The organism is Pseudoalteromonas sp. SR41-4, assembly GCF_014163985.1.
Lineage (GTDB): Bacteria > Pseudomonadota > Gammaproteobacteria > Enterobacterales > Alteromonadaceae > Pseudoalteromonas > Pseudoalteromonas rhizosphaerae.
Genome location: NZ_JACJEI010000006.1, coordinates 176,412 through 202,984 on the forward strand (window position 1 = coordinate 176,412; position 26,573 = coordinate 202,984).

The 26,573-nt window shown below is 40.7% G+C and carries 25 protein-coding genes; 16 read left to right on the forward strand and 9 right to left on the reverse strand.

The annotated features are described in order from the left end of the window. The first annotated feature begins 56 nt into the window (after window positions 1-56). Window positions 57-1,433 (forward strand): Na+/H+ antiporter NhaC family protein, encoded by a 1,377-nt coding sequence (locus H5180_RS07080; RefSeq protein ID WP_182718013.1) that lies wholly within the window; start codon window positions 57-59, stop codon window positions 1,431-1,433. Between the two features lie 82 nt (window positions 1,434-1,515). On the opposite strand, the gene H5180_RS07085 is transcribed toward H5180_RS07080, so the two are convergent. After that, the gene (locus H5180_RS07085; RefSeq protein WP_246175539.1) at window positions 1,516-2,115 is read right to left on the reverse strand and encodes a helix-turn-helix domain-containing protein; all 600 of its coding nucleotides are present in this window, start codon (window positions 2,113-2,115) and stop codon (window positions 1,516-1,518) included. A 117-nt stretch (window positions 2,116-2,232) separates the two neighbouring features. Continuing rightward, the gene (locus H5180_RS07090; RefSeq protein ID WP_182757975.1) at window positions 2,233-2,682 is read right to left on the reverse strand and encodes a carboxymuconolactone decarboxylase family protein; all 450 of its coding nucleotides are present in this window, start codon (window positions 2,680-2,682) and stop codon (window positions 2,233-2,235) included. 405 nt (window positions 2,683-3,087) lie between these two features. On the opposite strand from H5180_RS07090, the gene H5180_RS07095 reads away from it, so the two are divergent. After that, window positions 3,088-4,677, forward strand: a complete 1,590-nt coding sequence (locus H5180_RS07095) for an RICIN domain-containing protein (RefSeq protein ID WP_259399549.1) — start codon at window positions 3,088-3,090, stop codon at window positions 4,675-4,677. Window positions 4,678-4,749: 72 nt separating this feature from the next. Here the strand turns inward: H5180_RS07095 and H5180_RS07100 are convergent, their stop codons facing one another. Next, window positions 4,750-5,895 (reverse strand): PQQ-dependent sugar dehydrogenase, encoded by a 1,146-nt coding sequence (locus H5180_RS07100; RefSeq protein ID WP_182757976.1) that lies wholly within the window; start codon window positions 5,893-5,895, stop codon window positions 4,750-4,752. A gap of 222 nt (window positions 5,896-6,117) precedes the next feature. Here H5180_RS07100 and H5180_RS07105 point away from each other — a divergent pair, with 222 nt between their 5' ends. The 3 genes from H5180_RS07105 to H5180_RS07110 all read left to right on the forward strand — a co-directional run bounded on the left by H5180_RS07105 (window position 6,118) and on the right by H5180_RS07110 (window position 9,771). Further along, window positions 6,118-7,200, forward strand: a complete 1,083-nt coding sequence (locus H5180_RS07105; RefSeq protein ID WP_182731164.1) for a hypothetical protein — start codon at window positions 6,118-6,120, stop codon at window positions 7,198-7,200. Window positions 7,201-7,972: 772 nt separating this feature from the next. Next, complete coding sequence (locus H5180_RS23555; RefSeq protein ID WP_259399550.1) at window positions 7,973-8,359, forward strand: hypothetical protein; 387 nt, start codon at window positions 7,973-7,975, stop codon at window positions 8,357-8,359. Then, window positions 8,296-9,771: a P-loop NTPase fold protein gene (locus H5180_RS07110; protein WP_310736487.1), complete on the forward strand. Its 1,476-nt coding sequence runs from the start codon at window positions 8,296-8,298 to the stop codon at window positions 9,769-9,771. The genes H5180_RS23555 and H5180_RS07110 overlap by 64 nt, the downstream gene beginning before the upstream one ends. Window positions 9,772-9,838: 67 nt before the next feature. Here H5180_RS07110 and H5180_RS07115 read toward each other — a convergent pair whose 3' ends face one another. Genes H5180_RS07115 through H5180_RS07125 form a run of 3 tightly spaced genes read right to left on the reverse strand, consistent with a single transcriptional unit; the run spans window position 9,839 to window position 11,668 of the window. After that, the gene (locus tag H5180_RS07115; protein ID WP_145240884.1) at window positions 9,839-10,465 is read right to left on the reverse strand and encodes a hypothetical protein; all 627 of its coding nucleotides are present in this window, start codon (window positions 10,463-10,465) and stop codon (window positions 9,839-9,841) included. Next, on the reverse strand, window positions 10,452-11,003 hold the full coding sequence (locus tag H5180_RS07120) for an RNA polymerase sigma factor (RefSeq protein WP_145240886.1): 552 nt from the start codon (window positions 11,001-11,003) through the stop codon (window positions 10,452-10,454). Before H5180_RS07120 ends, H5180_RS07115 begins: the two co-directional genes overlap by 14 nt. 26 nt (window positions 11,004-11,029) lie before the next feature. Further along, complete coding sequence (locus H5180_RS07125) at window positions 11,030-11,668, reverse strand: energy transducer TonB (protein ID WP_182731172.1); 639 nt, start codon at window positions 11,666-11,668, stop codon at window positions 11,030-11,032. 152 nt (window positions 11,669-11,820) lie between these two features. On the opposite strand from H5180_RS07125, the gene H5180_RS07130 reads away from it, so the two are divergent. From H5180_RS07130 to H5180_RS07145, 4 genes are all read left to right on the forward strand, one after another. Further along, window positions 11,821-12,327 (forward strand): DUF3087 domain-containing protein, encoded by a 507-nt coding sequence (locus H5180_RS07130; RefSeq protein ID WP_182718023.1) that lies wholly within the window; start codon window positions 11,821-11,823, stop codon window positions 12,325-12,327. A 69-nt stretch (window positions 12,328-12,396) separates the two neighbouring features. Further along, window positions 12,397-12,915: a hypothetical protein gene (locus tag H5180_RS07135; protein WP_182757977.1), complete on the forward strand. Its 519-nt coding sequence runs from the start codon at window positions 12,397-12,399 to the stop codon at window positions 12,913-12,915. A gap of 306 nt (window positions 12,916-13,221) precedes the next feature. Then, entirely contained in the window at window positions 13,222-13,437 is a 216-nt protein-coding gene (locus H5180_RS07140) for a TIGR02450 family Trp-rich protein (RefSeq protein WP_145240894.1), read from the forward strand. 72 nt (window positions 13,438-13,509) lie between these two features. Continuing rightward, window positions 13,510-13,962 (forward strand): low molecular weight protein-tyrosine-phosphatase, encoded by a 453-nt coding sequence (locus tag H5180_RS07145; RefSeq protein ID WP_145240896.1) that lies wholly within the window; start codon window positions 13,510-13,512, stop codon window positions 13,960-13,962. Between the two features lie 74 nt (window positions 13,963-14,036). Here H5180_RS07145 and H5180_RS07150 read toward each other — a convergent pair whose 3' ends face one another. After that, a complete protein-coding gene (locus H5180_RS07150) occupies window positions 14,037-15,119 on the reverse strand; it encodes an energy transducer TonB (RefSeq protein WP_182757978.1) in 1,083 nt (360 codons plus the stop codon). Between the two features lie 255 nt (window positions 15,120-15,374). Here H5180_RS07150 and ribA point away from each other — a divergent pair, with 255 nt between their 5' ends. From ribA to csrA, 5 genes are all read left to right on the forward strand, one after another. Continuing rightward, window positions 15,375-15,998, forward strand: coding sequence for a GTP cyclohydrolase II (gene ribA / locus H5180_RS07155; RefSeq protein WP_145240900.1), 624 nt, complete (start codon window positions 15,375-15,377; stop codon window positions 15,996-15,998). A gap of 78 nt (window positions 15,999-16,076) precedes the next feature. Next, window positions 16,077-16,865 (forward strand): BPSS1780 family membrane protein, encoded by a 789-nt coding sequence (locus tag H5180_RS07160; RefSeq protein ID WP_182757979.1) that lies wholly within the window; start codon window positions 16,077-16,079, stop codon window positions 16,863-16,865. An 11-nt stretch (window positions 16,866-16,876) separates the two neighbouring features. After that, complete coding sequence (locus H5180_RS07165) at window positions 16,877-17,329, forward strand: regulatory protein RecX (protein ID WP_182718042.1); 453 nt, start codon at window positions 16,877-16,879, stop codon at window positions 17,327-17,329. A 19-nt stretch (window positions 17,330-17,348) separates the two neighbouring features. After that, window positions 17,349-19,949, forward strand: coding sequence for an alanine--tRNA ligase (alaS, locus tag H5180_RS07170; RefSeq protein WP_145240904.1), 2,601 nt, complete (start codon window positions 17,349-17,351; stop codon window positions 19,947-19,949). Between the two features lie 689 nt (window positions 19,950-20,638). Next, the gene (gene csrA / locus H5180_RS07175; RefSeq protein ID WP_004587515.1) at window positions 20,639-20,830 is read left to right on the forward strand and encodes a carbon storage regulator CsrA; all 192 of its coding nucleotides are present in this window, start codon (window positions 20,639-20,641) and stop codon (window positions 20,828-20,830) included. 26 nt (window positions 20,831-20,856) lie between these two features. On the opposite strand, the gene H5180_RS07180 is transcribed toward csrA, so the two are convergent. Then, window positions 20,857-21,324, reverse strand: a complete 468-nt coding sequence (locus H5180_RS07180) for a YcxB family protein (protein ID WP_145240906.1) — start codon at window positions 21,322-21,324, stop codon at window positions 20,857-20,859. 127 nt (window positions 21,325-21,451) lie between these two features. Here H5180_RS07180 and H5180_RS07185 point away from each other — a divergent pair, with 127 nt between their 5' ends. Beyond that, window positions 21,452-22,381, forward strand: a complete 930-nt coding sequence (locus H5180_RS07185) for a hypothetical protein (RefSeq protein ID WP_182731177.1) — start codon at window positions 21,452-21,454, stop codon at window positions 22,379-22,381. Here H5180_RS07185 and barA read toward each other — a convergent pair. Then, complete coding sequence (gene barA, locus H5180_RS07190; RefSeq protein WP_145240910.1) at window positions 22,378-25,143, reverse strand: two-component sensor histidine kinase BarA; 2,766 nt, start codon at window positions 25,141-25,143, stop codon at window positions 22,378-22,380. The two genes, H5180_RS07185 and barA, sit on opposite strands and share 4 nt — an antisense overlap. Window positions 25,144-25,241: 98 nt before the next feature. Here barA and rlmD point away from each other — a divergent pair, with 98 nt between their 5' ends. After that, window positions 25,242-26,567 carry a 23S rRNA (uracil(1939)-C(5))-methyltransferase RlmD gene (rlmD, locus tag H5180_RS07195; RefSeq protein WP_145240912.1) on the forward strand — a complete coding sequence of 442 codons (1,326 nt, stop codon included), beginning with the start codon at window positions 25,242-25,244 and terminating at the stop codon, window positions 26,565-26,567. Window positions 26,568-26,573 lie beyond the last annotated feature (6 nt).

The following is a 26,573-nucleotide window of genomic DNA, read 5'->3' on the forward strand; positions in this document are numbered from 1 at the left end:
AAAGGCCTGATAATAATTAGAGTGAGTCATAGACTCACCACAAAAAAGGTTACAGTATGTCTTGGTATTCAATTTTACCGCCACTAATTGCGATTTTGATCGTATTTTGGCGCAAAGAAGTCATTATGGCGCTACTCGTCGCTGTTGCTTCTTCAGAGTTTTTGCTGGCCTTGCAAGGTAACGGTAATACACTTTTTAATACATTTATAAATACCATAGAGCGCGTGGTGAGCGTAGCAAGTTCGCCAGGTAATAGTCGTATCCTCATTTTTAGTATCTTAATCGGTGCATTACTTGCTTACATACGCGAATCGGGCGGTGTGGCTGCAACAGTAAATGTGTTGATGAACAAAGGTGTGGCAAAGAGCAAACGCCAAGTGGGTTATTTAACCATGTTTTCAGGCATTGCGGTGTTTATAGAATCTAATTTAAGTGTACTGACTGCGGGTATTTTATCGCGGGGTTTATTCGATAAATTTAAAATGAGCCGTGCTCGCTTAGCGTACATTATTGATAGTACCAGTGCACCTGTGTGTATTTTGATTTTACTTAATGGCTGGGGGGCATACATACTTGGCTTGCTTGGTAATTATGAACTGTCAGAGTCGGCAGTCTCGGTGTTATGGGGCAGCATAGGCTATAACTTTTACGCCATCATCACCTTACTCATTGTGTTTTACACTATCTCGTTTGATAAAGTACACGGCCCGCTTAAAAAGGCTGAAGAGCAAGTGGAATATCAAAAAACTGAGCTGCAAGAAGAAGTCAAAGGGACTAAAGCACGTTACATGTTAGTACCACTAATTACATTAATTGGTAGTATGGTCGGCTTTATGTATTGGTCAGGTAATGGTGATATTGCCAGCGGCAGTGGCTCTAAGTCGGTATTGTATGCAACTATTTTAGCTTGCGTTGTCGCCTACTTATTAATGGTAAGCTCTCGTCAATTTACTCACCATAAACTGGTTGATATTGGCTTTAAAGGCATGGGTGAGTTATTACCGTTAGTCGCGATCGTATTACTATCATTGACTCTCGGCGCCAGTTTAAAAGATTTAGGTACTGGCACTTTTGTTGCGGGCTTAGTGGGTGATTACTTACCTATTTACTTAGTCGTACCAGTGTTGTTTGTAACCGGTGCGGTGATCTCTTTCACAACAGGCACCTCATGGGGTACATTTGCAATACTTATCCCGATTGGTGTGCCATTAATTCAAGCGCTTGGTTTACCGCCGTCATTAGTGATTGCGGCAATTTTAGGGGGCGGCGTATTTGGCGATCATTGCTCGCCAATATCAGATACCAGTGCGGTGTCAGCTATTGCCTCCGGCTGTGACTTGCTTACTCACGTTAAAACACAAATGCCGTATGCATTATTCGCGGGTGGCTTAACGTTTGTAGCTTACCTAGTTACGAGCATTATTGTTTTGTAAAGAGTTATCGAGAGTAAAGCTAGCGAGAGTAAAGTTAGCGAGAGTAAAGTTAACGAGAAAGCCTGCAATTTTGCAGGCTTTTTTATTGCTGAATTAACTTTTTATACTTAGCTGGGGGTATTTGTAAAATAGCGTTGAACTCATTGTTTAGGTGAGATTGATCGGAAAACCCGCACTCAAGGGCGAGTTGTGCCAAGCTTAGCTGTGGGTTTGCTTTTATAAGTTGTCTGGCTTGCCTGACTCTGTAAATACGTGCTAGGTGTTTGGCAGTGATGCCACAGGTGTTTTTAACGTAGCACTCTAATTGCCGCTTACCTTTAGGAGTGTGCTCGTAAGCAGTACTTAGTGGGGTAAGATTGATTATTTTATGGATCAGTTTTTGTGTGTGCTCAATAGCCTGATGGTGTATTTTTGGTGTATTGAGGTGCGCCGACAACAAATCAATAAACGAATCTAAGTTAGCATATTGGTCAAGTGCCTGTGCTAAACCTGTTAAGGTTGCAGGCGCCACAAGCGAATGATTTACCTTTTGTAAATGGGCAAGTCCAGCGGGTTTAAACCGGATCCCACAAAAGACGGAGCCAGCAGTAAACGTTACTTTTTCTGACTGTGTTGATATGGTTTGCATGAAATAGGGGGAATTTAATGGTTTTCCAGCTAAATTAAGACGCCCAGATAGCAAAAATATAACGCCTTTTGCGCCATCGCAGGGGAGCCAGCTCTCCCCTGAACACTGAGCGCGAGCAAACCAAATTGCTTGTACATAATCAGCGATATCGCCCGTTGGGCTGTAAATAGTTTATCGTTCATTAAACTCGACTGTCGGTTTAAACATTTTCACCATACGATTCCAGCTATTTATAGCATTAATTGCTACGGTGAGGGTCACTAAACTGGGTTGATCAAATAACTCGGCAAGCACAAGATAAAAGTCATCATCAATGTTCTGTGACAAAGTCAATTTTTCGCAAAGCGCTAATGCAGCACGTTCTTTATCGTTATAAAGTGGCGTGTCTTGCCACGCATTGAGGGCAATAATGCGGTTAATGCTCTCGCCATACTCCAGTGCTTGTTTGCTATGCATGGCTAAACAATATGCACATTGGTTTAACTGTGACGCTCTTAGTTTTAGCAGCTCCCAAATTGTCACTCCAAAGGTAGCCTCGACTTTCTGTTTGATCAGTACTTCTTGATCAATCAAGTAGGTCATTAACTCGGGTTCGATATTAAAGTAATTCGCTCTTTTCATAATAGTTCCAAATCGATAAATAACTACTAGCTAGTTTATTGACGGATAAATAAAAAGAATTGTAAAAAAACGACTTTTTGATTTGTTTTTAGTGTAGTCGTACCTCGCTAAAGACTTATCATACTATTACACAATAATAAAACGGTATAAGTCGCTGATATATTATATTTACACCCTAAAATTAGCGAATTTCAATACTAATTTAGCTCTTAAGCTTTAAAAAGCTCACACCGACAATGACGTTAATTTACTTTTATTTAACAATTAACTTTATTTGTAATATAAATGATCCTAATATAAGTGCGCAAACGATAATTATTAACCGTTTGTACTTAAGTGCAGGATTCGCATTTTACAAAACACCATTCAAGGAATGGCATAAATTGGAGCAAAAGAATGAGCGTTATGACAACACTGATACAACGGCAAAAGACTTTGTTTTTACTTCTGTTATCTACTTGTAGCTTTGCTACATTGGCAGAAAATTGTACAACTATGCCCACCTCAGGTGGGATTTACTCTGTAATTAACCGTGGCTCTAGCTTGGCATTAGATGTAAATACGTCTGATACTAGTGGCGCACCGGATGTAATTAGCTATCAATATTGGGGTGGTGCAAACCAGAAGTTTGCTTTCACTAAAGGCAGTGATGGTTACTGGACTATTCGTTCGCAACATAATAACCAAGTACTTGATGTACTCAATTCGTCACAGTCTAATGGCGCTAATATTGTGGTGTATGACGATTGGCAAGGTGATAATCAGCGCTGGCAGCTGAAGGTGTCTTCATCGGGTGGCTTTAATATTGTTAATAAACTTACGCAAAAGTCATTAACTGTGGCGGGTTCGCAAAACGGTGCCAATGTGTATCAAAATGATGATGTTGGTGGCAGTTCACAGCGCTGGTATATCAACCCTGTTTCAGGTAGTTGTGGTAGCAGTAGTGGTGGCGGTCAAACAACAGCTGGTTTAATTGGTTTTGCAGCACAACCAGGTAATGATGGCCTTGCAACTACAACCGGCGGCGGTAATGTATCTCCTACTATTGTAACTAGCTGCAGTGCGTTAACAGCCGCATTAAACTCAATATCAACTGCGGTTATTCAAGTTCCTAACAATACAACGATTAACTGCCATACGGCAAACCGAACTGTTGCAGCATGTCCACTCGATTGTGGCACATGGGGCGATTACGGTAAAACCTGGTATCGCTTACCGGTTGGTAACCAAAGTTGTAGTGAATTAGGTAGCAGCTCCAACAACACGGTTAACGTTACACGTAATGACTCTCGTCTTCGTGTTCGCTCAAATAAAACCCTTGAAGGATTAGGGAAAAACTCAAAAATCATCGGCGCAAGCTTAGTGATCAGTAATGATCGTAATATCATCATACGTAATATTTTACTTGAAGATATTAACCCTGCATTAGTTGAAGCCGGTGATGCTATTTCTGTTGATGACAGTAGCCACATCTGGATTGATCATATGGCGTTTAATAAAATTAGTGACGGTTATATTGATATTGGCAATAGCCAAAATGTCACTTTAAGCTGGAACCGCTTTTATGGTTATAATACGCAAGTGTGTGCTAACCAGCATTGGTATACGCATTTATTCAAAAACTCCCAAATAACGGCACATCATAACTTTTGGGATACAGCGGCAGGGCGCAACCCTAAAGTAGACGGCTACAATTCACGCGTTCATATGTTTAATAACTATTGGAAAAACATTACTTATTTTGCAATTAGTGCAGGTAATGGCGCTGAAGTATTAGTAGAAAACAATTACTTTGAAAACAGTGCAAAACCACATTGGAACCAAGGCTCAGGCTACTTTAGCGCGTCAGGAAATGTGTATACTGGTGTGTCAGCAACCGATCAATATCGCGACAATGGGGCTAACATCTTTAACGATATTCAGTTATACCCATACAGTTTAGACAATGCCAATAGCTTAGGCAGTCAAGTTGATGGCGGTACAGGGCCGCAGTAATACACCCAAACCACCTAAAAATGCAAAAAGCCCTCAATTTAGAGGGCTTCATCACATTGCTTGTATTACGCGTTAGATTTTACTATTAGGCACGATACGGTAAATTCCCATACCATCAATACCCAGATATAAATCGCCATTAGGGTGGGTTGCAATACTGCGCACGCGGCCAGCACCTTCAAATAGCTTGCTGTGACCCGTTACTTTATTACCATCAAGTTCAACCAATACTAAGTGTGCAAACTTCATAGCGCCAACAAGCACATGACCTTGCCACTGCGGGTATTTGCTACTTGTAACAAACTCCATCCCAGAAGGCGCGATAGAGGGCACCCACACCCAATCGGGTTGTTGCATACCTTCGCGGCTTGTTTGATCAGTAATTTTACTGCCATTATAATTAATGCCGTGAGTTACTTCTGGCCAACCGTAGTTAGCGCCTGCTTTAATAATATTGATTTCATCACCACCACGAGGGCCGTGTTCATGACTCCAAATTGCCCCCGTTTCTGGATGCATAGCCATGCCTTGTGGGTTTCTGTGGCCATAAGAGTAAATACTCTTACGTGCGTTTGGCTGATTAACAAACGGGTTTGACTTAGGGATTGTGCCATCAGCATTAATGCGGTGAATTTTTCCTGCATCATACTCTAAGCTTTGTGGGTTAACATCACGCGCGCCGCGATCACCAATCGAAAAGTACAAGTAACCGTCTTTATCAAATTCAATACGCGAGCCGTAATGTTTGCTGGTTGTGGTGTTTGGCGTGCCGTCGAACAGCAGCTGCGAGTCGACTAGTGCCATATCTTTTAAGCGCGCACGCATAATGGATGTATTGTAGCCTTCTTCATCGCCTTCATAACCTGAGTAAGAAAAGTAGATCCAGCCATTGTCTTTAAAGTTAGGATCAAGCTCGATATCTAATAAGCCGCCTTGACCTTCCGCATGCATGTTAGGCAGCCCTGCAATTTTTTGTTCTAGCAGTTTGCCATTACGAATTAGCCTAAGCTCACCAGCGCGGTCTGTTACCAATAAATCTTGCTCGTTAAGCCACGCCATTCCCCAAGGAATATTTACCCCTTGAGCAACTAATTCAAGCTGATACTTATCAGCGCTTTTAGCGACAGGGATTTCTTGTTCCGCTTGCTGCGCACACGCCTGCAAGGTAGATAAACTGACCATAGCAATAGCTAAACTGGTGTAAAAAGACGTCTTCATGATGACTCCAATTTTTTAAACACGATGTAAATAGAGTAGCGTGTTAATAGTTTAATTGTTATTAACATTTACTAAAGTGCGATTAGTAACAGAAAAAATGAGATAGGAGGGAGTATAGAGGGGGGCAGTAAGTTGCTACTTATGCTTTGCGTTGTACTGGGGATGTATTGAAGTTAGAAATAGAATATATTAACAATTTTTACAATCGTATAGGGATTTACCGTGTCAGCTCAGAGCAACTTTCAAAACAATGTAATCGAAAAAATAACAAAACAAAATGCATTGGCAGCCGCATTAGGCACAGTCTTTTGGTGTATACCCATTTTAGTGCTGTGGGTATTTATTTATGAATTAAAGCCAGCAGCAGGCGCTGTTATGCTATGGCTCAGCGGCGCGTTAATAGGTTTAGCTGTTAGGTTTCATGGTCGTGGCTATGAACGATTATTCTCTGTAATAGGTTTTGTGTCTCATGCGTGTATTGTTTTACTCGCATGGGATTTTCAAATAGTGGTCGGCGGCAATGTGTTGTCCGTTATTTTGATTGGCGTTTATGTACTCGGCGCCTGGAGCGCTGCCTATCTATCACGTATCAACATCTCAATGCATGACTATAAAGCATTTGATGCTTATTTTGCATGCCCTGATTATCTACAACAAAAAAAGTTAAAAAACAGGTGGTTTGTTGTTTTACCTTTGTTGCTAGTGCTGACTTTTGTGGTTGGTTATATTGTTGCCATTGCGGTGCTCATTTTTCAAGAGGTACAGTACATGGAAAATGAAAAAAATCAGCAAGCAGCGCGTGCAGCCGAGTTTCGCGATAAGCACATTGATACCAGTGATGAAGCGCTCGCTGCAATAAGCCAGCATAAAGCACTTACTTATGCTTTTGCTTACTATTCAGGTAGGCAGTTTGATGTTCAAGGGCGCTACTTAGGTAATTACCCGCAAGATAGCTATCAAGCGCAATTAATACTGCGTTATTTAGCAGAGCAAAAAAGCAACCCGCGCGCTCAATTTATACTAGGAAAAATACTCGATAGTAAAACAGGTGACGCACTTATCACGCAAGCAGAAGAGGGCGGCGATACCTTTGCAAGGCTTTACAGTATTTATGAATTTGGTTGTTATATGGACGCTAAAAAAGGCAGGCAGTTACTCACCAGCTTTGCTAAAAATATTGAAGAACAATCAGTAAAAATTGATATCTATGGCATGCTCAGCGATGATTTTAACGACCACTGCCAAGTGTTAGACGACACTGAATTTGATTATCGTTATATAAAAGATTACCAGTTTAAACAGTAGGTCGCCCTTTAGGGCGAAAAAGTGAATATCACCACCGAGAGCACAGAGGCGCTTCGCCACACTGAGGTTAGTTATTGTTGTAGGAGCTGGCTTCAGCCGCGAAGGGTTTAACTCCAATGTAAGGGTTAACCACCGTAGGCGCTGAGCTTGCTGGCGCGTGTGGCTATGGCTTCGTGCGGCGGGCGACGAACTACGGAACAATCCTAGTACCTAGTCACTTCCTAGAGCCTAGCCACTTTATATTTTAGGTCGCCCTTTAGGGCGAAAAAAGTGAATTTTCACCACTGAGAACACAGAGGCGCTGCGCTACACAGAGGTTAAATATTGGAAGTAGGAGCTGGCTTTAGCCGCGAATGATTTAACACCAATGTTAGGGTTAACCACCGTAGGCGCTGAGCTTGCTAACTCTTGTCGGGATAAATCCTCGACCTACATTAAAAACCTTATTCAAGGTTTTTGCCAGATTGCTGGCGGCAACCAAGGGGCGACCGGTTTTCAAATTGATTCTGCTGCAAGCAATTCATCCCTGAAGCTGGGTTCCTGTCAGCATCCATGCTTCCACTTCCTCCCGCTGCGAAACTTCGTTTCGGTCACTCGTAACCCACGGCGCCCCGAGCATCACACTTAATCCTTCAAATAAGTAATTGATGTGAACGTAAACGCCATGTATTCGCCGTCCATGGCGAAGTCACGGCTTAACGCGCTTCCATGCGTGATATTACTCATCAATTACTTATTTTCAGGGCGTGATGACGGGGGAAGGGTGTTAAACGTGAGATTTGAGTTTGCTCAAGGCAAGACAAAAGGTCTTCCTCAGTGCATTTTTATGAGATCTATTGAAGAATTATATTTACCTGACTTTGTATGGCACTATATAAAAAATAGATATTTAAGAGGGAATTTGATGGCCGATATAAATGACTTTGATTGGAGCACACCGCCAAATCCTAAGATAGATGAGTACTTTCCCGCTGATAAGTTAGATAGAGCTCGATACGCAACATTTCTCACAAGATTATTAATTCAAGAAGGTTTTGACGAAAATAGGCCGAAAAAAGAGCAAAAGAGAAACTATGTATTAAACTTAAATGCCGAGTGGGGGCAGGTAAAACATACTTTCTCAAGCGCTGGTCGCAGGAACTCAAAAACTTTCCTGTAGTTTATATCGATGCTTGGCAACAAGATTACTCAGACGATCCTTTTCTAACAGTTATTGCTGGCATTATTAAGCAGCTTAGTACGCAGGCAAATTTCGCTATTACTATTCCGAATAAAGCTGCGTCGATATTTAAAACGGTTGCACCCGCCATTGCACAGGGGTTAACGAAAAAAATAACTGGTATCGGTTTAGATGAGTTAAATACATTATTATTTTCAGATGATGAAGGTGAAGAAACTGAGAATGTAGAATCTAGCAAAAAAAATAGCTCAGCTTTTTCACCCGCAGTTAAAGCTCTTGCGCAGAACCTTATTAAAGAGCATGAAGCGAAAAGTAAAAGCATCGAGGTCATAAATTCTAAGCTAGCAGATTGGGTCAGTAAATTTGAGCAGCAGGAAGGTAAAGAATTACCTATTTTTGTTTTTATCGATGAGTTAGATCGTTGTCGCCCAAGTTATGCTGTTGAAATGCTCGAAACTATAAAGCATATATTTGATGTTGAAGGTATCGTATTTGTTGTGGCAACAGATACTGAGCAACTCCAACATACAATTAAGTCAGTTTATGGTGAGGGGTTTGATGCTAAAGTATACCTCGGACGATTTTTTAATAGCCGCTATAGCTTAAAACGACCTGTTTTAAAGGATTTTTTATCAGTACATAGCGATATGACTAAATTTGAATCTGCGTATTTAGAAAGTAAAAATATTGAGCTACTCCCGCGTACAGGTACACCTGAAATTGCTTTAGCTAATATTTCTGTTGTATTAGATGCCTTTCAGGTATCAGCAAGAACCGCGATTCAAATCACTGAGCGTATTACAGCCATTATCGCAAACTTACCCAGCGGTAAAAAAGTAGATATTCTTGTGTTGGCTACTTTGTTTTGTATCTATGAAAAAGATCATCCACTTTATGAGGAAATCATAAGTGGAAGATTTAAAAGAACAGAACAAGGTAGTGAAAATAAAATTATAAATATAAACCTAGCTGACTTTTTAAAAAGGAATATATTAGAAGAGCACTTATCAGCCGAATTAACCTATTTTATTGATCCACAGTCATATACCAATGAATCATTTCATAGGCGTCTCACTCAAAAAGGAAGTAGCTATTTCGTAGGGGATCACACTATTTCACTATCTAATTTTATTGAGAGTATTTTTTGCAGTATTTTTGATTTACAAGCAAGTTCTTTAGATTTTTGGATTTCTGATAATGACAACGGGCTAAATAATTTACAAGAGGCAGAAAACAATCTAGTTCATTCAAAATTGGAGGTTGGGCAAGACGCTACTTTATTATGGCTCAACTATATCTATATAAAAGATGAATATGACAAACTCTCTAAAGAGAACTATCGTGAGTTTGTAGAACTATCATCTCCTCTTGATTATATGGGAGATAACTAAAATATACTCCATAACTTTAATTATCTCTGTGTAGCGCGCAGCGCCTCTGTGCCCTCGGTGGTAAAAATTATCCCCTGCACATCTTTACCCCATCCCCTGCATGTTTAAGCGCTATGATCTGGCCTTGGCTGTTGTGGGCCATGGCGAGCATGTCGCCTTTCATTATATTGCTCTCTACGGCGTGTTTGGTTTTTAAGTTATTCAATAGTGAGTCTTTTATTTGAATGAGCACTTCGCTGTGGCAGCTGGCGATGTACCAGTCGTTATCTACTTTGACTAATTGCCCGTATTCTATGTAGCGCTGTTGGTGTAGGCGCAGGTCGGCGGCGAGTTTGTCGTCGAGTTGTTGTTTTTGGCTTTTTATTTCACTTGAATAACTGCCCGCATTATCTACTTGGTGTACTTCTATAAAGTGGTAACTGCTTTGCTGTACGGCAAAGGTGTTGTTAAGTGTGTGTTGTTGTTCTGTGTTGTTATCTGTGGTGTTAAAAATGGTAAAGCCCAGTACTACTAGAGCACAGGCGAGGCCGGTCATTTGCAGGGGTAATAAAAATCGAGTCGGCTTTTTATTAGCTTTTTGATTCGGCATTTGCGTAAACAATGCCTGTTGCTCTGGCGTCAGTGTGTGGCGTTTTTTACGCTCACTAAAATGCTGGTTAAGTTGCTGCTCAAACTGTTCGTTATGCTTGTTCATGATGGGCTCCTAATAATGTTTTTAAGTTTTGTTTTGCATAACGTAGCCGCGTTTTTACGGTTTCATGATTGCTTTGGGTGATCTGTTGTATGTCTTCAAGCGAAAAGCCTTCTTGCTGTAAGCTGAGCGCTTCGCGTTGTACAAAGCTTAGTTGCATTAAAGCGTGGTTAAAGGCTTCGTAATCAAAGCTTTGCTGAGTATTAGGTGCTGCAATTGCAGTATCGTCTTCTAATTCTACAAAACGCTGTTGTTTGCGAAACTCATCGATTAACGCATTACGGGCAAGGCGGAACAACCAGGCTTTCGGGTTGTCTTGCGGTTGATAATAATGGCGTTTTTCCATCACTTTTAACCATGTTTGTTGGCTTATATCAAAGGCGAGTTGCTCATTACTTTGCGTGACTAAGTAATGATACAAATCGTTGCCAAACAAGGTAACGAGTTTAGTTAAGTGGCGATTGTCGCCACTTTTTGCGTAGTCAGCCAAGTAGTCGTTACTGGGCTGACTGATAAACCATGACTTTAAGCTTGTAAGCATAGGCAACCTTATCCATTAATGAGCTTTTATTGCGTTTGGTCTAACTTAAAATCAAGTTGTACACTTTGCCCCGTTTGCATTTGTGCTACGCCATCAATCACTTTTGGGCGGTATTTCCAGCGTTTTATTGCCCGTAGTGCTTCACGGTCGAAAATGCGTTTTGGTTCTGCGTTTGTTACTTGTGCATCTATTACTTCACCGGTTTGAGATACATTAAAGCTTAATTGTACCCAGCCTTCAATGCCTTCTCGTGCGGCAATGGGCGGGTATTTAGGATTTATACGTACTATGGGGGTCGCATCACCGGTTGGTCGCTGTAAGTTAGCTTTTATATCGCCACCTATTTTATCAATACTTATATCTGGCGTTATTGCGGTTGTTACTATATTAGTATCAGTACTTGGCGGTGTACGCGGCGGCACTTTAGGCGGCGTTTGCATTTTAGGTGGCGGCGGCAAGGTTTGCTTGTGCTGCACTTTAGAATCTTCAGGTGCTTGGAATATTTCTACAATGATGCTGTCATCAATAAAGCTTGGCGCGCGTTGCTCGCCACTAATTAAGTACTGCATAAATGCAAATGCCGCAAAGGTCATGGCTGCACCACCAACAATGGCCGTTGATGTTTTTAAAGCATGATTAGTGTGTGGTAAAGCTACTGTTTGCATAAGCAAATCCTCGATAAGTTAAGTGGTATTCATCACTAAAACGTGCGTTAGATTAAAAAGGGGTGAAATATTTTTAAAAAGTTTCGTGTTTGCTTATGGGCATTGGTTACAATGGCGGCTGTGAATTTTGGTTTTTATTTTATTAGGCAGTTATGCAACTTATTCAAATTGATAAAGCTCGTTATCGTAAGCATTTAAACCGCGTTATTATCGGCTGCGGCTTGGCGTTGGCTATTGGCAGTTTAGCAATCTCACAACTACTAATCGCGTTATTCCCTGATGAAAGTGGCAGTCATTTTCATTGGAATTTAATAGGTGTAGTTATTACTAGCCTAACAATTGGCTGGGCGCTGAATAAATACCGCACGCATGATTATATGACCGAAGTGGTGTATGTGTGGGATCTCAAACAAGCATTGAATAAAATCACCCGTAAAATGGCAAAATTAAAAGCGGCGGGGCGAGAGGGGAATCCTCAAGCATTGTTAGCAATTCATTATAGTTATGCGGGCTCGCGGTTATTATGGCAACTAGACGATAACACTATCACCATGGATGAATTAGCTATTAAGCAAGCTGAGCTTGATAATGTGGCGGCTAAGTTTAATGTGACGTTAAACGTTGATGATTATGATGATGTTATTTTAAAGCAATTTTAGTTGCTTTTTTGTTTCTAGAATGTGTAAAGTAGCATTCGCTTTATAATAAAAAACTTAAAAGGAACTTCAATGACATTAAACAAGCTTTGCCTAGGTGCTTTGCTAACGATTTGTACTTTTTCATCTAATGCAAACGATGTTAATTTTTCAATCGGTGGCGGCTACCCTTACTTTGTTATACCAGAGGTATCATTATCAGCAGCACAAGGTACACAGCGCTGGTATGCTAACTATAAAATAGGCTTAGATGATGGTTTTTCTGTCGGGTTTGAACATGCGCTAACGAGCGATAAAAAGCATGTTTTAGGCTTAGTTGTTGGCGCCATTGGTGCACAAGATGATGGTCGTGAGTGTCCGGATACTGATGATAAAGACATTGGTGAGACATTTGGTAATATTTTTGGCTGTGCGCTATCAGGTATGTTTGATACAGAAACGACCAACGGTGTAGGCGTGAGTTATAGTTACCTTTTTAGTGGTTTAAATGAAGGCGGTTGGCGCGTTCGTTTTGAATTAGGCTACGGTGAAGGCAGCAACAGTAATGAAAAACGCGCTGATGGTGGCGTGAGTATTAGTTACGAATTTTAATAATTGCATTAGCTTATATAGGCTTTAGTGATAAATTAAAGCCTACCTCTACCTTGTAATACATAGTGAGTCATCTGATGTAACTGGTTATTTAATTCCTCTTACTAGCACCGCAAATTCCAACCCTACTTGGTAAATACTACCTGAAAATAGACAACCCACTTGATGGTCGAGCCAGACTTACACCTCTATGCAGCTGTGATTAGTTAGCTGTAAAATCACATTTCATTCAGTTAAATGTAAACGCAGTGGGTGGTGTTTACGTATCACGATGATCAATACGTAATGATGTTAGATAGGAATCATATGAATAAAATTAACCACAGAAAACTATTAAACAGTAAATGGACGGCAGTTTCCCCCGTCAATAAAGAAAAGCATTTTATGATTACGGAAATGGAGTTTGACGAAGAGGGCGTTGTTATCAGCTGTGTTATTGAAGCGGTGATGTCAAAGCGTTCGATGGAAATAAATTGGCATGATTTAAAAGATCAACAGCGCTGGTTACAAGGTTGGAAGTAACCTAGGTATGCAGGTTTTAATTTTATTGGTATCTTATGAATGCATGTTGATGCTAGTGGATGAAATTTAATCATGAAAAAAATACTGATCGTTTGTTTAGGTAATATTTGCCGCTCACCGACTGCGGAGGCGGTGTTAAAGGCTAAAGCATTACAACGTGGATCACAGTTTGAAATTGACTCAGCGGGTACCGCAGGCTACCACATTGGTAATCCTCCCGATAAACGCTCGCAAGCGGCGGCACTTAAACGTGGCTATAGCTTTGAGGGGATACGTTCACGACAAGTCAACGCTCATGACTTTGAGTACTTTGATTTGATTCTCGCTGCAGATAAAGCCAATTTAGCTGATCTAACTGCACTTTGTCCGGCGCATTTGCAGTATAAGCTGTCGTTATTTTTAGCTTATGGAACCTGTGTTGATGAGATCCCCGACCCTTATTATGGTGGCGAAAATGGTTTTGAACAGGTACTTGATTTAATCGAGGATGCCAGTGACAAAATACTCGATACCTTACAAAAATAGCCCAGTCATGCTGGGCTTAAAACGTGTTTATAAACAGTATTACAAACACTGATGTTATTAGTAATTACGTGTATTTACCTGCCAATTTTAAAGTCTAGCTGTACTTGAGCTTTTGCAACCACTGCTTTTCCGTCTTCAAACTTAGGGGCATAACGCCACTTTTCCATTGCTTTAATGGCTTCTTGTTCAAATGCTTCACCACCTTCAGATTTAATGATAGTGATATTTTTTACAAAGCCAGCGGTGTTAACGTCAAACTCCATTTGCACTGAACCATCTTGCCTAAACCTTGCTTTACTATCTGGGTAGTTAGGTTCTTGACGATAGAGTGGGGTTTGTTGCTGGTTTTCTTGCCACGGCACCATTTTAGCTATAGCTAAACAATGTTTGGTCGCTTCGTCACTTTTACCTGTTTTTTCATAAAGGTGAACTAATTTAGAGTGCGCACTAAGCTCTGTTTCATGATCGAAGCTAAGCGCATCATCAAATACACTTACAACTCGATTTAAACGCTCAATCGCTTTAGAATATTGTCTTTTACCTTCTGCAAAAGCGGCAACTAAAAAGTCAGCTTTGATCCGCTCTACTGAGTTCTCAGGTAAGTTTTGGCTGTAAAACTCGTCTGCCTCAAGTAGGTAACGTTTGGCTTGGTTGTATTTCTTCCCTTGAAAGCCATACGCTAATCCTTGTGCAGCAGCCAGTTTCATATCTGCTACTAATTTTGGGACTTTTTGGACTGCAGCGATTTCAATAACTTGTTTGTATAGGGCGTCGGCTCTATTTACCGAATCAGTATTGGTTGCCATACCAAGCAATGCATCGATGAGTTCAATGCTACTTGCTGGATGATTAGCCGCTAAAATAGTGTAAGCCTGCTCAAACAAGGTAAAACGTTTTTGTTTGTTTTCTGCAGGGTATTGATGAAGCTCATTAGCATAGTTTATGGCTAAATTTGCAGTGTTATCTGATTTATCTCCATAGATTTGCTTACCTAGCAAATAGGCTTGTTCAGCTTTATCTTCTGCGCCTTTGCCTTGTTGCTGTGAATCAAGGTATTGCTGGTAAACTATTTTAAATTGACTATGTATAGATTCATCGGCGTGGCTATAACCAGAATAGGCGATGGCAAGACAAAGTAGTAAAGAGGAGGCTTTCATAATTTTCCTTATTATTATGTTTAATTAAATTCTACCAAATAGGTACAACTATGTCATTGATTTAGAGTATCGGGTAAGAATTTTGTTTTTGGTGGGGTGGAATTGTCGATTTAGCGCAGGGCAATGCTTGAATTGCGAGTAATTGCCTCAATATAGTTATTACTCATTGCGGTGTTGTATTATTTTCAATGCAGTTTATTTTTGTGATATTATCACGTTTGCATTATCGCATTACTTTTTAATTTTGGATTTGTCGTGGCGCAAGTAAGAGCTAGAGTCCAGCTAAATGTTGGCAAAAACAGTGATATACCCGCAGAAATCGTGTCATTTAGCGATTTAAAAGATGGCCAAGAGCATGTTGCTTTGGTGTTTAATCGTGCTGATAGCGAGCAGTCTGTGCCGCTTATTCGTATGCATTCTGAATGTTTAACCGGTGATGTATTTCATTCATCACGGTGTGATTGTGGTGAACAACTCAACGAATGTATTGAAATGATGCATCAACAAGGTGGTATTTTACTTTATTTACGCCAAGAAGGGCGTGGTATTGGTTTATACAATAAAATTGACGCCTATGTATTGCAATCACAAGGTATGAATACCTATGAGGCAAATAATCATTTGGGCTTTGCTGATGACTTACGTGACTTTTCTGACGCGGTATTAATGCTAGAAGCGATGGGGTTGGCTCATGTAAAGCTGATGACCAATAATCCTAAAAAGCTTAATGCCTTGAAAGATGCTGGTATTGAAGTTGAATCAGTGGTTGGCACGCATGCACACATTAAAGCTGGTTTAGCGGGCAATAAAGCATACCTAGAGACGAAAATTAAGCATGGTGCGCATATGTTAGATATAAAGAAGATTAAAAAACCGTAATTTTAAGCTGTCGTCTATGTAATCCCATCCAACGCCGAGTTATACTCGGCGTGTTTTGTTGTTAATTTAAGAGCAAGTATGTCAATTGAATTACGAGTATTTAAGGCCGATGCAGGGCTGAAATGGTTTAAAGCAGGCTGGCTTATTTTTAAAGCTCAGCCTTTTACCTTTATTTTTATGCACTTATTTATAGGTATTATTGGTTTACTATCGCTATTTTTACCTTTCTTACAAATTATAGCAGCCATCGCCACGCCGTTTTTAACTGCGGGGTTTTATCAAGCGGTGATCACCAAACAGCAAGGCGGCAAAATTATGTTGGCCGATATCCTAAAACCGTTTACCGCCAAGGGTAATCGCATGGGGCTGCTACGTTTAGCGCTTTATCAAATGGCGGCAGGTGTGCTAATGGCCTTGCTAGCTGGGGGTTTATTTTCCGAAGCGATTGCGATTATGAGTAATCCGAATGTCGATCCTAACATTGCCTTGCAGCAAGTAATTGATAGCATCTCGATGGCAAATGTTGCGCTGTTTTTAATTGCGTTATCGGTGTATTTAACGGCTTTTTCTTATGCGGTGCCGTTGGTTTATTTTAATCAACAAAAACGTATTTTTGAGGTGCTAAAAAGTTCATTTATGGTGTTTTACCACAACATGGCACCATTGAGTGTATATGGGGCAATTATTGCAGGCTTGATGATGCTTTCAATGTTTTTATCATTCTTGCCGCTGTTGGTTTTAATGCCAATTTGCTACATTAGCTTTTTTGTTTCTTATCAAGCTATTTTTATGCCGATCGTACCGCCTGCAGAGGCAGAGCCTGTTGCGCCGCAGCATAATGATCAAAGCGGTCGTTTTGACGCATAATGGCTGAAGAAATGGATGAAGCATTACAAAAAAAGTTAAAAAATTATGTACTTTGGTTACTCGGGCGCCAAGAATATTCGCGCCGAGAGTTAACCCAAAAATTACAGCAAAAAGAGGCGACGCCTGAATTTATCGAAGCTTTATTAGATTGGTGTGAAGAGCACAATTTTATAAATGAGCAGCGTTATGTTGAAGGTTTTGTACGTCGCCACATTGCTAAAAAACATGGCTTAAAACGTATTCAAAGCGAAGCCATGGGCAAAAGGATTGACCGAGCACTGTTAGAAAGTGTGATTGAATCATTCGAAATTGATTGGTTTGGGTTAGCGCAGGATGCGTATTTAAAGAAGTATTCAAATTCACAGGACGACTTCGATCACAAAGAAAAAGCTAAGCGCGTGCGCTACTTAATGTATCGAGGGTTCAGTTACGAACAAATAGATTTTGCAATGCAAGCACAGTAAAAATGGGTGAGACGTTCACATGCAGCACATGACTACCGCACAGATCAGGCAACAGTTTTTAGATTTTTTTGCCTCTAAACAACACCAAATTGTTCCATCAAGCTCGCTTATTCCGGGTAACGATGCGACGTTATTATTTAATAACGCCGGCATGGTGCAATTTAAAGATGTATTTTTAGGCGCCGAAAGCCGCCCTTATAACCGCGCAACTAGCTCACAACGTTGTGTGCGTGCCGGTGGTAAGCATAACGATTTAGAAAATGTAGGCTACACAGCACGCCACCATACATTTTTCGAAATGTTAGGTAACTTCAGCTTTGGTGATTACTTTAAGCAAGACGCGATTAAGTTTGCGTGGGAGTTTTTGACTGACGTTGTAAAACTGCCGAAAGAAAAACTGCTCGTTACTATCTACCATGATGATGAAGAAGCATTTGGTTATTGGGCTAACGAAATTGGTTTGCCTGAAGATCGCATTATTCGTATTGCTACTTCAGATAACTTCTGGTCAATGGGTGATACTGGCCCGTGTGGTCCATGTTCTGAAATTTTTTATGATCATGGCGAACAGATTTGGGGCGGACCTCCTGGCTCACCTGAAGAAGATGGCGACCGCTTCATTGAAATTTGGAATCTGGTATTTATGCAGTATAACCGTCAAAGCGACGGTACGATGGAGCCGCTTCCTAAGCAGTCTGTTGATACAGGTATGGGTCTTGAGCGCATTGCTGCAATTTTACAAGGCGTTCATTCAAACTACGAAATCGATTTATTCCAAGGCTTAATTAAAGCTGCTGCAGAAGTTACCAATGCACAAGATATGGATGATAAATCACTGCGCGTAGTGGCGGATCATATTCGTTCATGTGCGTTTTTAATTTCTGATGGGGTTATGCCATCAAACGAAGGCCGTGGTTATGTACTGCGTCGTATCATTCGTCGTGCAGTTCGCCATGGTAATAAGCTTGGCGCACAAGGTTCGTTCTTCTATAAGTTAGTTGCTGCGCTAATCGAACAAATGGGTCAAGCGTATCCAGAGCTTGCAAAACAGCAAGAAATCATCGAAAAAGTACTGCGCATTGAAGAAGAGCAGTTTGGCAAAACTCTTGAGCGTGGTTTAGCTATTTTAGAAGAAAGCCTGACTGATTTAACTGGCGATGTGATCCCAGGTGAATTGGTATTCAAATTATATGACACCTATGGTTTCCCTGCTGATTTAACCGCAGATGTAGCGCGTGAGCGCTTTATGACGATTGATGAGCAAGGCTTCCAAGAGTGCATGGCTGTACAGCGTAAAACTGCACAACAAGCTGGTAAATTTGGTGCTGACTATAACCAGCAATTAAAGTCTGACAAACACACTGACTTTAAAGGCTATGATGCAACGCACTATAGTGGCACTGTGATTGAAATGTTCGCGCAAGGTGAAGCTGTATCAGTACTTGAAGATGGCCAACAAGGCATTGTGGTACTAGATCGCACACCGTTTTACGCTGAATCTGGTGGCCAAGTTGGCGACACCGGCACATTAACGGTAGCTGGCGGTGAGTTTACAGTAACTAATACTACTAAACTTGGTAATGCATTCGCGCATCACGGAACAGTGATGGGCCGTATTGGTGTGAATGATAAAGTTGACGCTAACATTGATGATAAGCGCCGTGATCGTGTTAAAAAGAATCATACAGCGACGCATATTTTACACGAAGCACTACGTCAGTTATTGGGCGATCATGTGTCGCAAAAAGGTTCACTCGTAGACCCTGAACGTTTACGTTTTGACTTCTCGCATTTTGAAGCAGTCACGAAAGCTGAACTACGTGAAATTGAGCGAGTTGTGAATGACGAGATCCGTCGTAACTTTGCGCTAAATACTGAGCTGATGGCAATCGATGCCGCCAAAGAAAAAGGCGCAATGGCGTTATTTGGTGAGAAGTACGATGATGAAGTTCGCGTAGTGACTATTGGTGATTACTCTATAGAACTGTGTGGCGGTACTCACGTAAATCGTGCTGGTGATATCGGTTTATTCAAAATAGTTTCTGAGAGCGGTATTGCTGCCGGTGTGCGTCGTATTGAAGCGGTAACGGGTGCTGATGCAATTGCTTATGTAAGTGAGCAAGAGCAACACCTAAACGACGTAGCGGCTCTTGTTAAAGGCGACAGCGCATCAGTACTTGAAAAAGTAACAGCCTTGCTTGAAAAGTCAAAAGGGCTTGAAAAACAAATAGCACAGCTAAGCGACAAGCTAGCCAGTGCTGCGGGTGCATCATTAATTGATTCAATTGTTGAAATTAACGGTGTTAAATTACTTGTGGCAAACGTTGAAGGCACTGAATCAAAAGCCTTACGCGGCATGGTTGATGACCTTAAAAACAAGATTGGCTCAGGTGTTATTGCACTTGGTGTTGCTGATGGCGACAAAGTAAGCTTAATTGCTGGTGTGACTAAAGACTTAACTGGCAAAGTGAAAGCCGGTGAGCTGGTAAATCACATGGCATCACAAGTTGGTGGTAAAGGCGGCGGTCGTCCTGATATGGCGCAAGCTGGTGGCTCTGAGCCGCAAAACTTAACTGCAGCACTTGATAGCGTAACCGCTTGGTTAACTGAGCGTACTTAATAGCTCAGTACGTAAAGTTGATTTAACACTTTAGGAGGCTCAATTGAGTCTCCTAAAGTGTTTATTCTAAATCTGCTTTAACAACTAAGTCACGTCCTAAATTTATGGCTAAAACGGCATACCCTACTAAATACACACTACCGCATTTTTTATTGCCACTGGATTTACCTTAATTACGAAAAAACTCTGAACCATCTCCATAAATTCTTTACAGCGATGATAAAACTAATTTTCATTGAAACTTTTTCTCGATAACTGCATCCAAATAGTTAAGATTAATCATAACTTTGAAAAAATAGGCTATGCTTATATCGACTACCGTTATAGTGCACAGAAAAGATTTTAGTAACTACTTGAAGTATTAGATGACAGCCACCATTATATTAACAGTAAAGAGATTTCTGTTGGTTGCTCAGTTGCTAAAGTCGCCATTGAGGCAGTGAGTATGAAATCATATCCTAGTGTAGTAAGTTTGTTTTTATAAATTAACGTAAACACGTATCAAGATCTGATATTAAAATATTAGTTTGAATAGATGAAACATACTTAGAATTGGCAATAGGCGCATTATAAAGAGTTTTTTTAACAGAAAATGAATCGATTTAGAGTTTTTACTTACTATTAAGGCTTATTTTCTTTAATATACAGACGCGGAATCTTTTAATTTATTGGAATACGGGAGCAAGAGAATGCTAATACTAACTCGTCGAGTAGGTGAAACCCTAATGATTGGTGACGAAGTAACTGTCACTGTACTAGGTGTTAAAGGAAATCAAGTACGTATTGGTGTTAATGCACCTAAAGACGTTTCGGTACACCGTGAAGAAATTTACATGCGTATTCAAGCTGAAAAGTCTAACCCGAATCCGGGCAATGCTTAATCAATTTAATTGATATGAAAGAGCCACTATTTAGTGGCTCTTTTTTTTATGTATTCAATAATCTCATCACTCAGTACGCTGTTTGAAACGTACTGCATGCCGCGACGACTTTTTAAAATAATACCGCGAACAGTAAAAATTACTTCATCGATATCTTGCCATGCTAGCTGATAGCTTTTATGTGGGTTTTCGCTTTTAAAACCGCTTTCATCAATAGTTAACGTTGCCTCAGAGCCTGATGCTCGACTAAGCATTTGCCGCGTTACCCACCAAGGCCTGCGATAATAAAAAGCAACACATTCAAGTACTGCGGCCATGATCAAGAAATTTCCTAAATAGTGTTTTTCTAACCAATAAATAGCTGTAAGTCCTAAACTAACCAATAAGACTAAAAAAACATATTTCGGCTTTGCTTGTGCGCTGTAAGGCAGAGACTCATCAAAACATTCGTAAAAGTAGGGTTTATCTAATGTATAAGTGGTACTAAATGACATGATTTACAAATTCGGGATTACTGTGCGGTTATTTTAGCAAGCTTAGTCGCAAAAAGCCGTTCTTTTAAATGTTCATTTGTTTGTTACTATGAGGGCTTAAGATCTATATGCGTGACAGGGGATGGTGATGTTTAGTTTAATTGGTTTGACTTGGGCGCTGTCCAGTAATGCGTTTTTGGTGATGGGGGATATGCCATATACTCCAATTGATGAAATGAATTTAGCGCCAACAGGGGCTTTGGGTAAAAAAATAAAAACGACTGAGCATGCTTTTTTGATCCATGTTGGCGATATGAAATCCGGTTCTGAGCCTTGTAAAAATGAGTTGCTTGAGAAGAATAAACAGTTACTTACCTCTTTAACTACGCAGCCATTTATTTACACCCCCGGTGACAATGAATGGGCTGATTGCGACCGAAAAAATCTAATTCCTCGTTATGATGAATTAGAGCGCCTGGTATATTTAAAAACCTTGATGTTTGATGATAAATATCTTGAAAAAGCCAATACCTTAGTTGATTTTCAGCAACAGCCTAGCATGCACGAAAATGCGCGTTGGCGCCTTGCTGATGTAGAGTTTATCACGCTGCATATTGCAGGCACCCACAATGGCCGTCGAGAGGTGTTAAAAAGTGATAAACAACTTGCTTATCAACAAGCTGACACAAGAGACGCCAACAACCTTAATTGGTTAGCGCAAGCAAATCCAACAGCCAAAGGTTATGTGATTGCTTTTCAGGCAGATATTTACACCCATCAAACAGTACAACCGGCATGCAGTAAAACTCAGCCAGAACAGTGTGATGGTTTTAAAGTGTATCGCGATGCTTTGGCGGAATTTGCAAACACAGTAAAAAAGCCGGTATTAGTGATCCACGGTGATACAGGCCCTTATTGTCAGCAACCATTATCCGAAAATTTAACGCGGCTCAATGTACCCGGTGATTTTATGTTTAGTGACATTGCCAAAGTGAGTTTGGTGCAACAAGATACAGATGTAACTTGGCAGATCAACAGTTTAAAAAGTGGTAAACCACTCAAGCGGATCTGCCGTTAATTTTCGGCTAAGCCGGCATCTGTCATCAAGTTTTCAAGTTCGTCTTGCAGCTCAAAAAGCTCTGGCTCAATATAACTTAAATCACAATCGCCTTTTAACGCGGTTTCCAGTGCTTCAGCAAGTGTTTTTAGCTTGGGTACGCCAGTGTAGCAGCAAGCACCGTGAAATTTATGAATAATACTTAGCACATGTTCGCAATCTTGGCTGGCGGTCGCTTCTTCAAGTAATCGCAGAGTTTCTGGCACACTGAGTAACAACATATTAAGCATTTCAAGCGCCAGTTCGTTTTTACCGCCGGCACGTTGCAGTGCTAATGGCCAATCTAGTGATGAGCTAACAAAAGGAGGCTCACTAGCAATCAGGTCATTACGGCTTTTGTCACGTCGCAGCGGTGATTGCGGGCTATGATCACTAATAATCTGTTTCAACATATCTTCATCAATAGGTTTAGTTAAATAGCCTTTAAAACCATCGGTAATAAGTTGCTCTTTTTCGCCCGCTAAGGCATGCGCTGTGACAGCAATAATAGGAGTATCTTCGTTTAAGGATGATTCTAGGATCAGTTTACAGGCGGTAATACCGTCCATAATTGGCATTTGAATATCCATAAAAATAATGTCGTATTTATGGCTTTTGCTCAAACTATAGGCTTGTGAGCCATTATGAGCGGTATCAATAGTTTCAATTTGCTCTTCTAGTAAAGTACAAATTAACTTTAAATTGGCATCATTATCATCAACGACTAATACTTTTAGTGGTAATAATTTCTCGTCATTTTCTTCAATATTATGCACGGGATGATCGAGTCGATAAGGTGCTGCAAGCACTTCACAGAGCTTGCGATGGTTGAGCGGTTTACTTAAACACGCATCTGCACCACAGCCAATATAAGCTTCGCGCATATTGTGCGATACCGAATTAAGCATTAAATACAGATAGTCAGTCGATTCACGGACTGCTTTGATATAGCTTTTTAAGCGTTGCATTTCGTCAACTGCGGCAACATGGCCGATAATACAAATATCGTAATTAAACTCTTTATTTAACTCTTGTAAAAAAGTTTCTTGATCAAAGCACGCTGTGACCTTTGTTTGCCACTCGGTGAGTAAAGATAGCACTGCATGATGGGTATGTTCATGGGGTTCTAGGTATAAAATACGTTTATTTGCGAGAGATTTACTTGGCAAGTCGCTATTATAAATATGGCTTGGTAGTCTAAATACGCCATTAAAAGTAAAGCAGGTACCATTACCCGGCGCTGAGTTTAAAGTAATACGGCCACCCATGGTTTCAACTATGTGCTTGGTAATAATTAAGCCAAGGCCTGTGCCACCAAATTTACGGGTAATGCTTGAATCAGCTTGGCCAAAAGGAGTGAACAAAGCATCTTGTTTATCCATTGGAATGCCAACGCCAGTATCGGTTACTGACACTAACACTGAGGTACGTTCTTCATCAAGTAAACGATGGCCAACATCAATTTTAATTGAGCCTTTTTCAGTAAACTTAATTGCATTACTAATCAAGTTGATCAGGACTTGCTTAAACCTGGTTGGATCACCTGTTATGTTGTCAGGCACTAGTGAGTTGATATAAATCGATAGCTCTAATTGTTTTTCATGCGCACTAGGTGCCAGTAGTGTAAGTACTTCGTTTATAGTGTCTCGTAGTTGAAATTGAATGGACTCAAGTTCCATAGCGCCCGCTTCAAGCTTTGAAAAATCTAAAATATCGCTGATGATAGTCATTAAACTATTGGCTGATAGTTCGATGGTATCGAGGTAATCTTTTTGGTGTTTATTAAGCGGTGTTTTATGTAATTGACGAGTAAAGCCAATGACACCATTGAGTGGTGTGCGTAATTCGTGACTCATTTTCGCTAAAAAGTCCGATTTTACGCGGTTGGCGTCTTGGGCATCGGTTTTAGCAATACTGAGCTGAATATTCTGTGTTTCGTATAATTCTAACGACTCGCGCAAGTCACTGGTTGCCTGATCGATGTGCTTTTGCATTTCATCTTTTTGCATCACCATAGTATCAGAAATGGTGTTTAGCCCTTGGCGTAATAACTCAAACTCGCCCATCATCGGAGCGGTTAGGCCGGTTTCTCTTTTCCCTTCGATTAATTTGTCAGTAGCCAGTACTAACTTATTTAATGGGGTCATAAACATATGGCTAAGCCTGATGGCTAAAATAGCCGCTAACACTAAGGCTAAAATAATCACGATACCGCTGACTAATAATGCTTGTTGCTGACCAATAATCGCTTGGTCTTTGTTGAGCTGAATCACCACAGTGCCAAGAGATGTTTGAAACGCTGCATTATTCCATTGAGCGTCTGGCGTTGAGTGATTGATGATCGGCGTAAAAAATGTAATTAGGTGATCGCTGGGCAGTACCTTGGTGTTTTTTCCTGCTTGCAAGTATTCATTGTGCAGTAGATCATCAAAGTCACGGTGATAGTTACTGGTTAATACCAGTTCATTATGCTCGTCAAAAATTGCGATGGTTTTAATTGCTGGAGAGTGTTTATTATGCGCATGGCTGATCAAACGGTTTAGTAGCTGTTTATTTTTTGCTAATAATGGCTGCTCAATGGCAATCGACAGTGGCTCTGAGATAGTCGCACCTTGCTGATATAAAATTTCATCAAGCTCAATGTAACGATTTATTGTAAAATAGCCGCCAAGTAGTAATCCGATAATCACTGTGGGAATAAGTGTTAGCGTTAAAACTGAGTCGCGCAAACCAAGTTTAGTCATAAGTGAACGTTGTTATCATTATTAGTTAGTTAAAGAGTATATACTTATAAGCTAGTAATCAATCACCCTCGTAGAATCAATATTTAAGGTGTTGCCCGATGGCGCAGTTTTTCCAAGCAAAAAAGAAAACCCTTTCTGGGCAGTCGTTAACTTTAGCCATTTCAGGAATGGATCATCAAGGTCGGGGGATTGCCAAGCATAATAATAAAGTGTGCTTTGTTAGCGGTGCACTGACAGGTGAAACGGTTAAGGCCAAACTAACCGAAGATAAAGCTCGTTATAGCGCGGCTAAAACGATAAAAGTTGAGCAGGCCAGTGAAGCACGGGTTAAACCGTTTTGCGAACATTATCAACAATGTGGAGGTTGCCAATTACAGCATTTGCGACTTGATCAACAATTAGTTGAAAAGCAAGTGGCGGTGAGCCAGCTGTTTTCAAAGTTTGCCAAGCTTGATGCAATGAACTGGCAAGCCCCGTTATTGAGCGAGCCGACGCACTACCGTCGCAGTGCGCGGTTAGCGGTGATGTTTGATAAAACCGCAAAAAAAATGCGGGTTGGTTATCGCGCGCAAGGTTCTAAACAAATTGTCAGTGTGCAGCAGTGTGCAGTACTGAGTGACGATTTTGCCGCAATTTTTACTGTTTTTGATCAGTTATTAAACCAATATGGCGAACTTCGCAGTGTTAGCCATATACAATTATGCCAAGCAGATGAGCAAAATTTTGTGGTGATCCGCCACACTAAAAGCATCAGTGATAAGCTAAAAGCAACTGTTGAGCAGCAGGGGCTTGACCATCAGTGGCAAATAATATGGCAAGGAGATACTCAGCAAATTAATCACAGCCATTTACCTATGCCGTTTTATAGCTTACCTGAACTTGGACTAAAATTTACGTTTGGGCTAGAAAACTTTATTCAAGTCAATGCGCAGGTAAATCAAGCGATGCTTTCTCAAGCGGTTGACTGGCTGAATTTAAAAGGGGACGAACAGGTACTAGACCTATTTTGTGGGATTGGTAACTTCGCCTTAGCGCTGGCAAACAACGCAAAAAGTGTAATTGGTGTTGAAGGAGTGGCTTCTGCGGTTGCAATGGCGGCGCAAAATGCGCAAACTAACCATATAGCCAATGCTCATTTTCATTGTTTTGATTTAACACAAACAATGCAGCAAGCTCCGTGGTTTAGTAAAGAGTTGAATGTATTAGTACTGGACCCTTCACGTACCGGTGCCTTAGCTATTTTAGAGCAACTGCCTCTGAAGCAATTTAAAACGATTTTATATGTATCTTGCGACCCTGTGACTTTAGCCCGTGACAGCGCAATTATTACGCAAGCTGCATTTTCACTTGAAAAAATAGGGCTAATGAATATGTTTCCACACACGGGGCATATCGAAACGATGGCGTTATTTCAACGGAGGTAGAGCGCA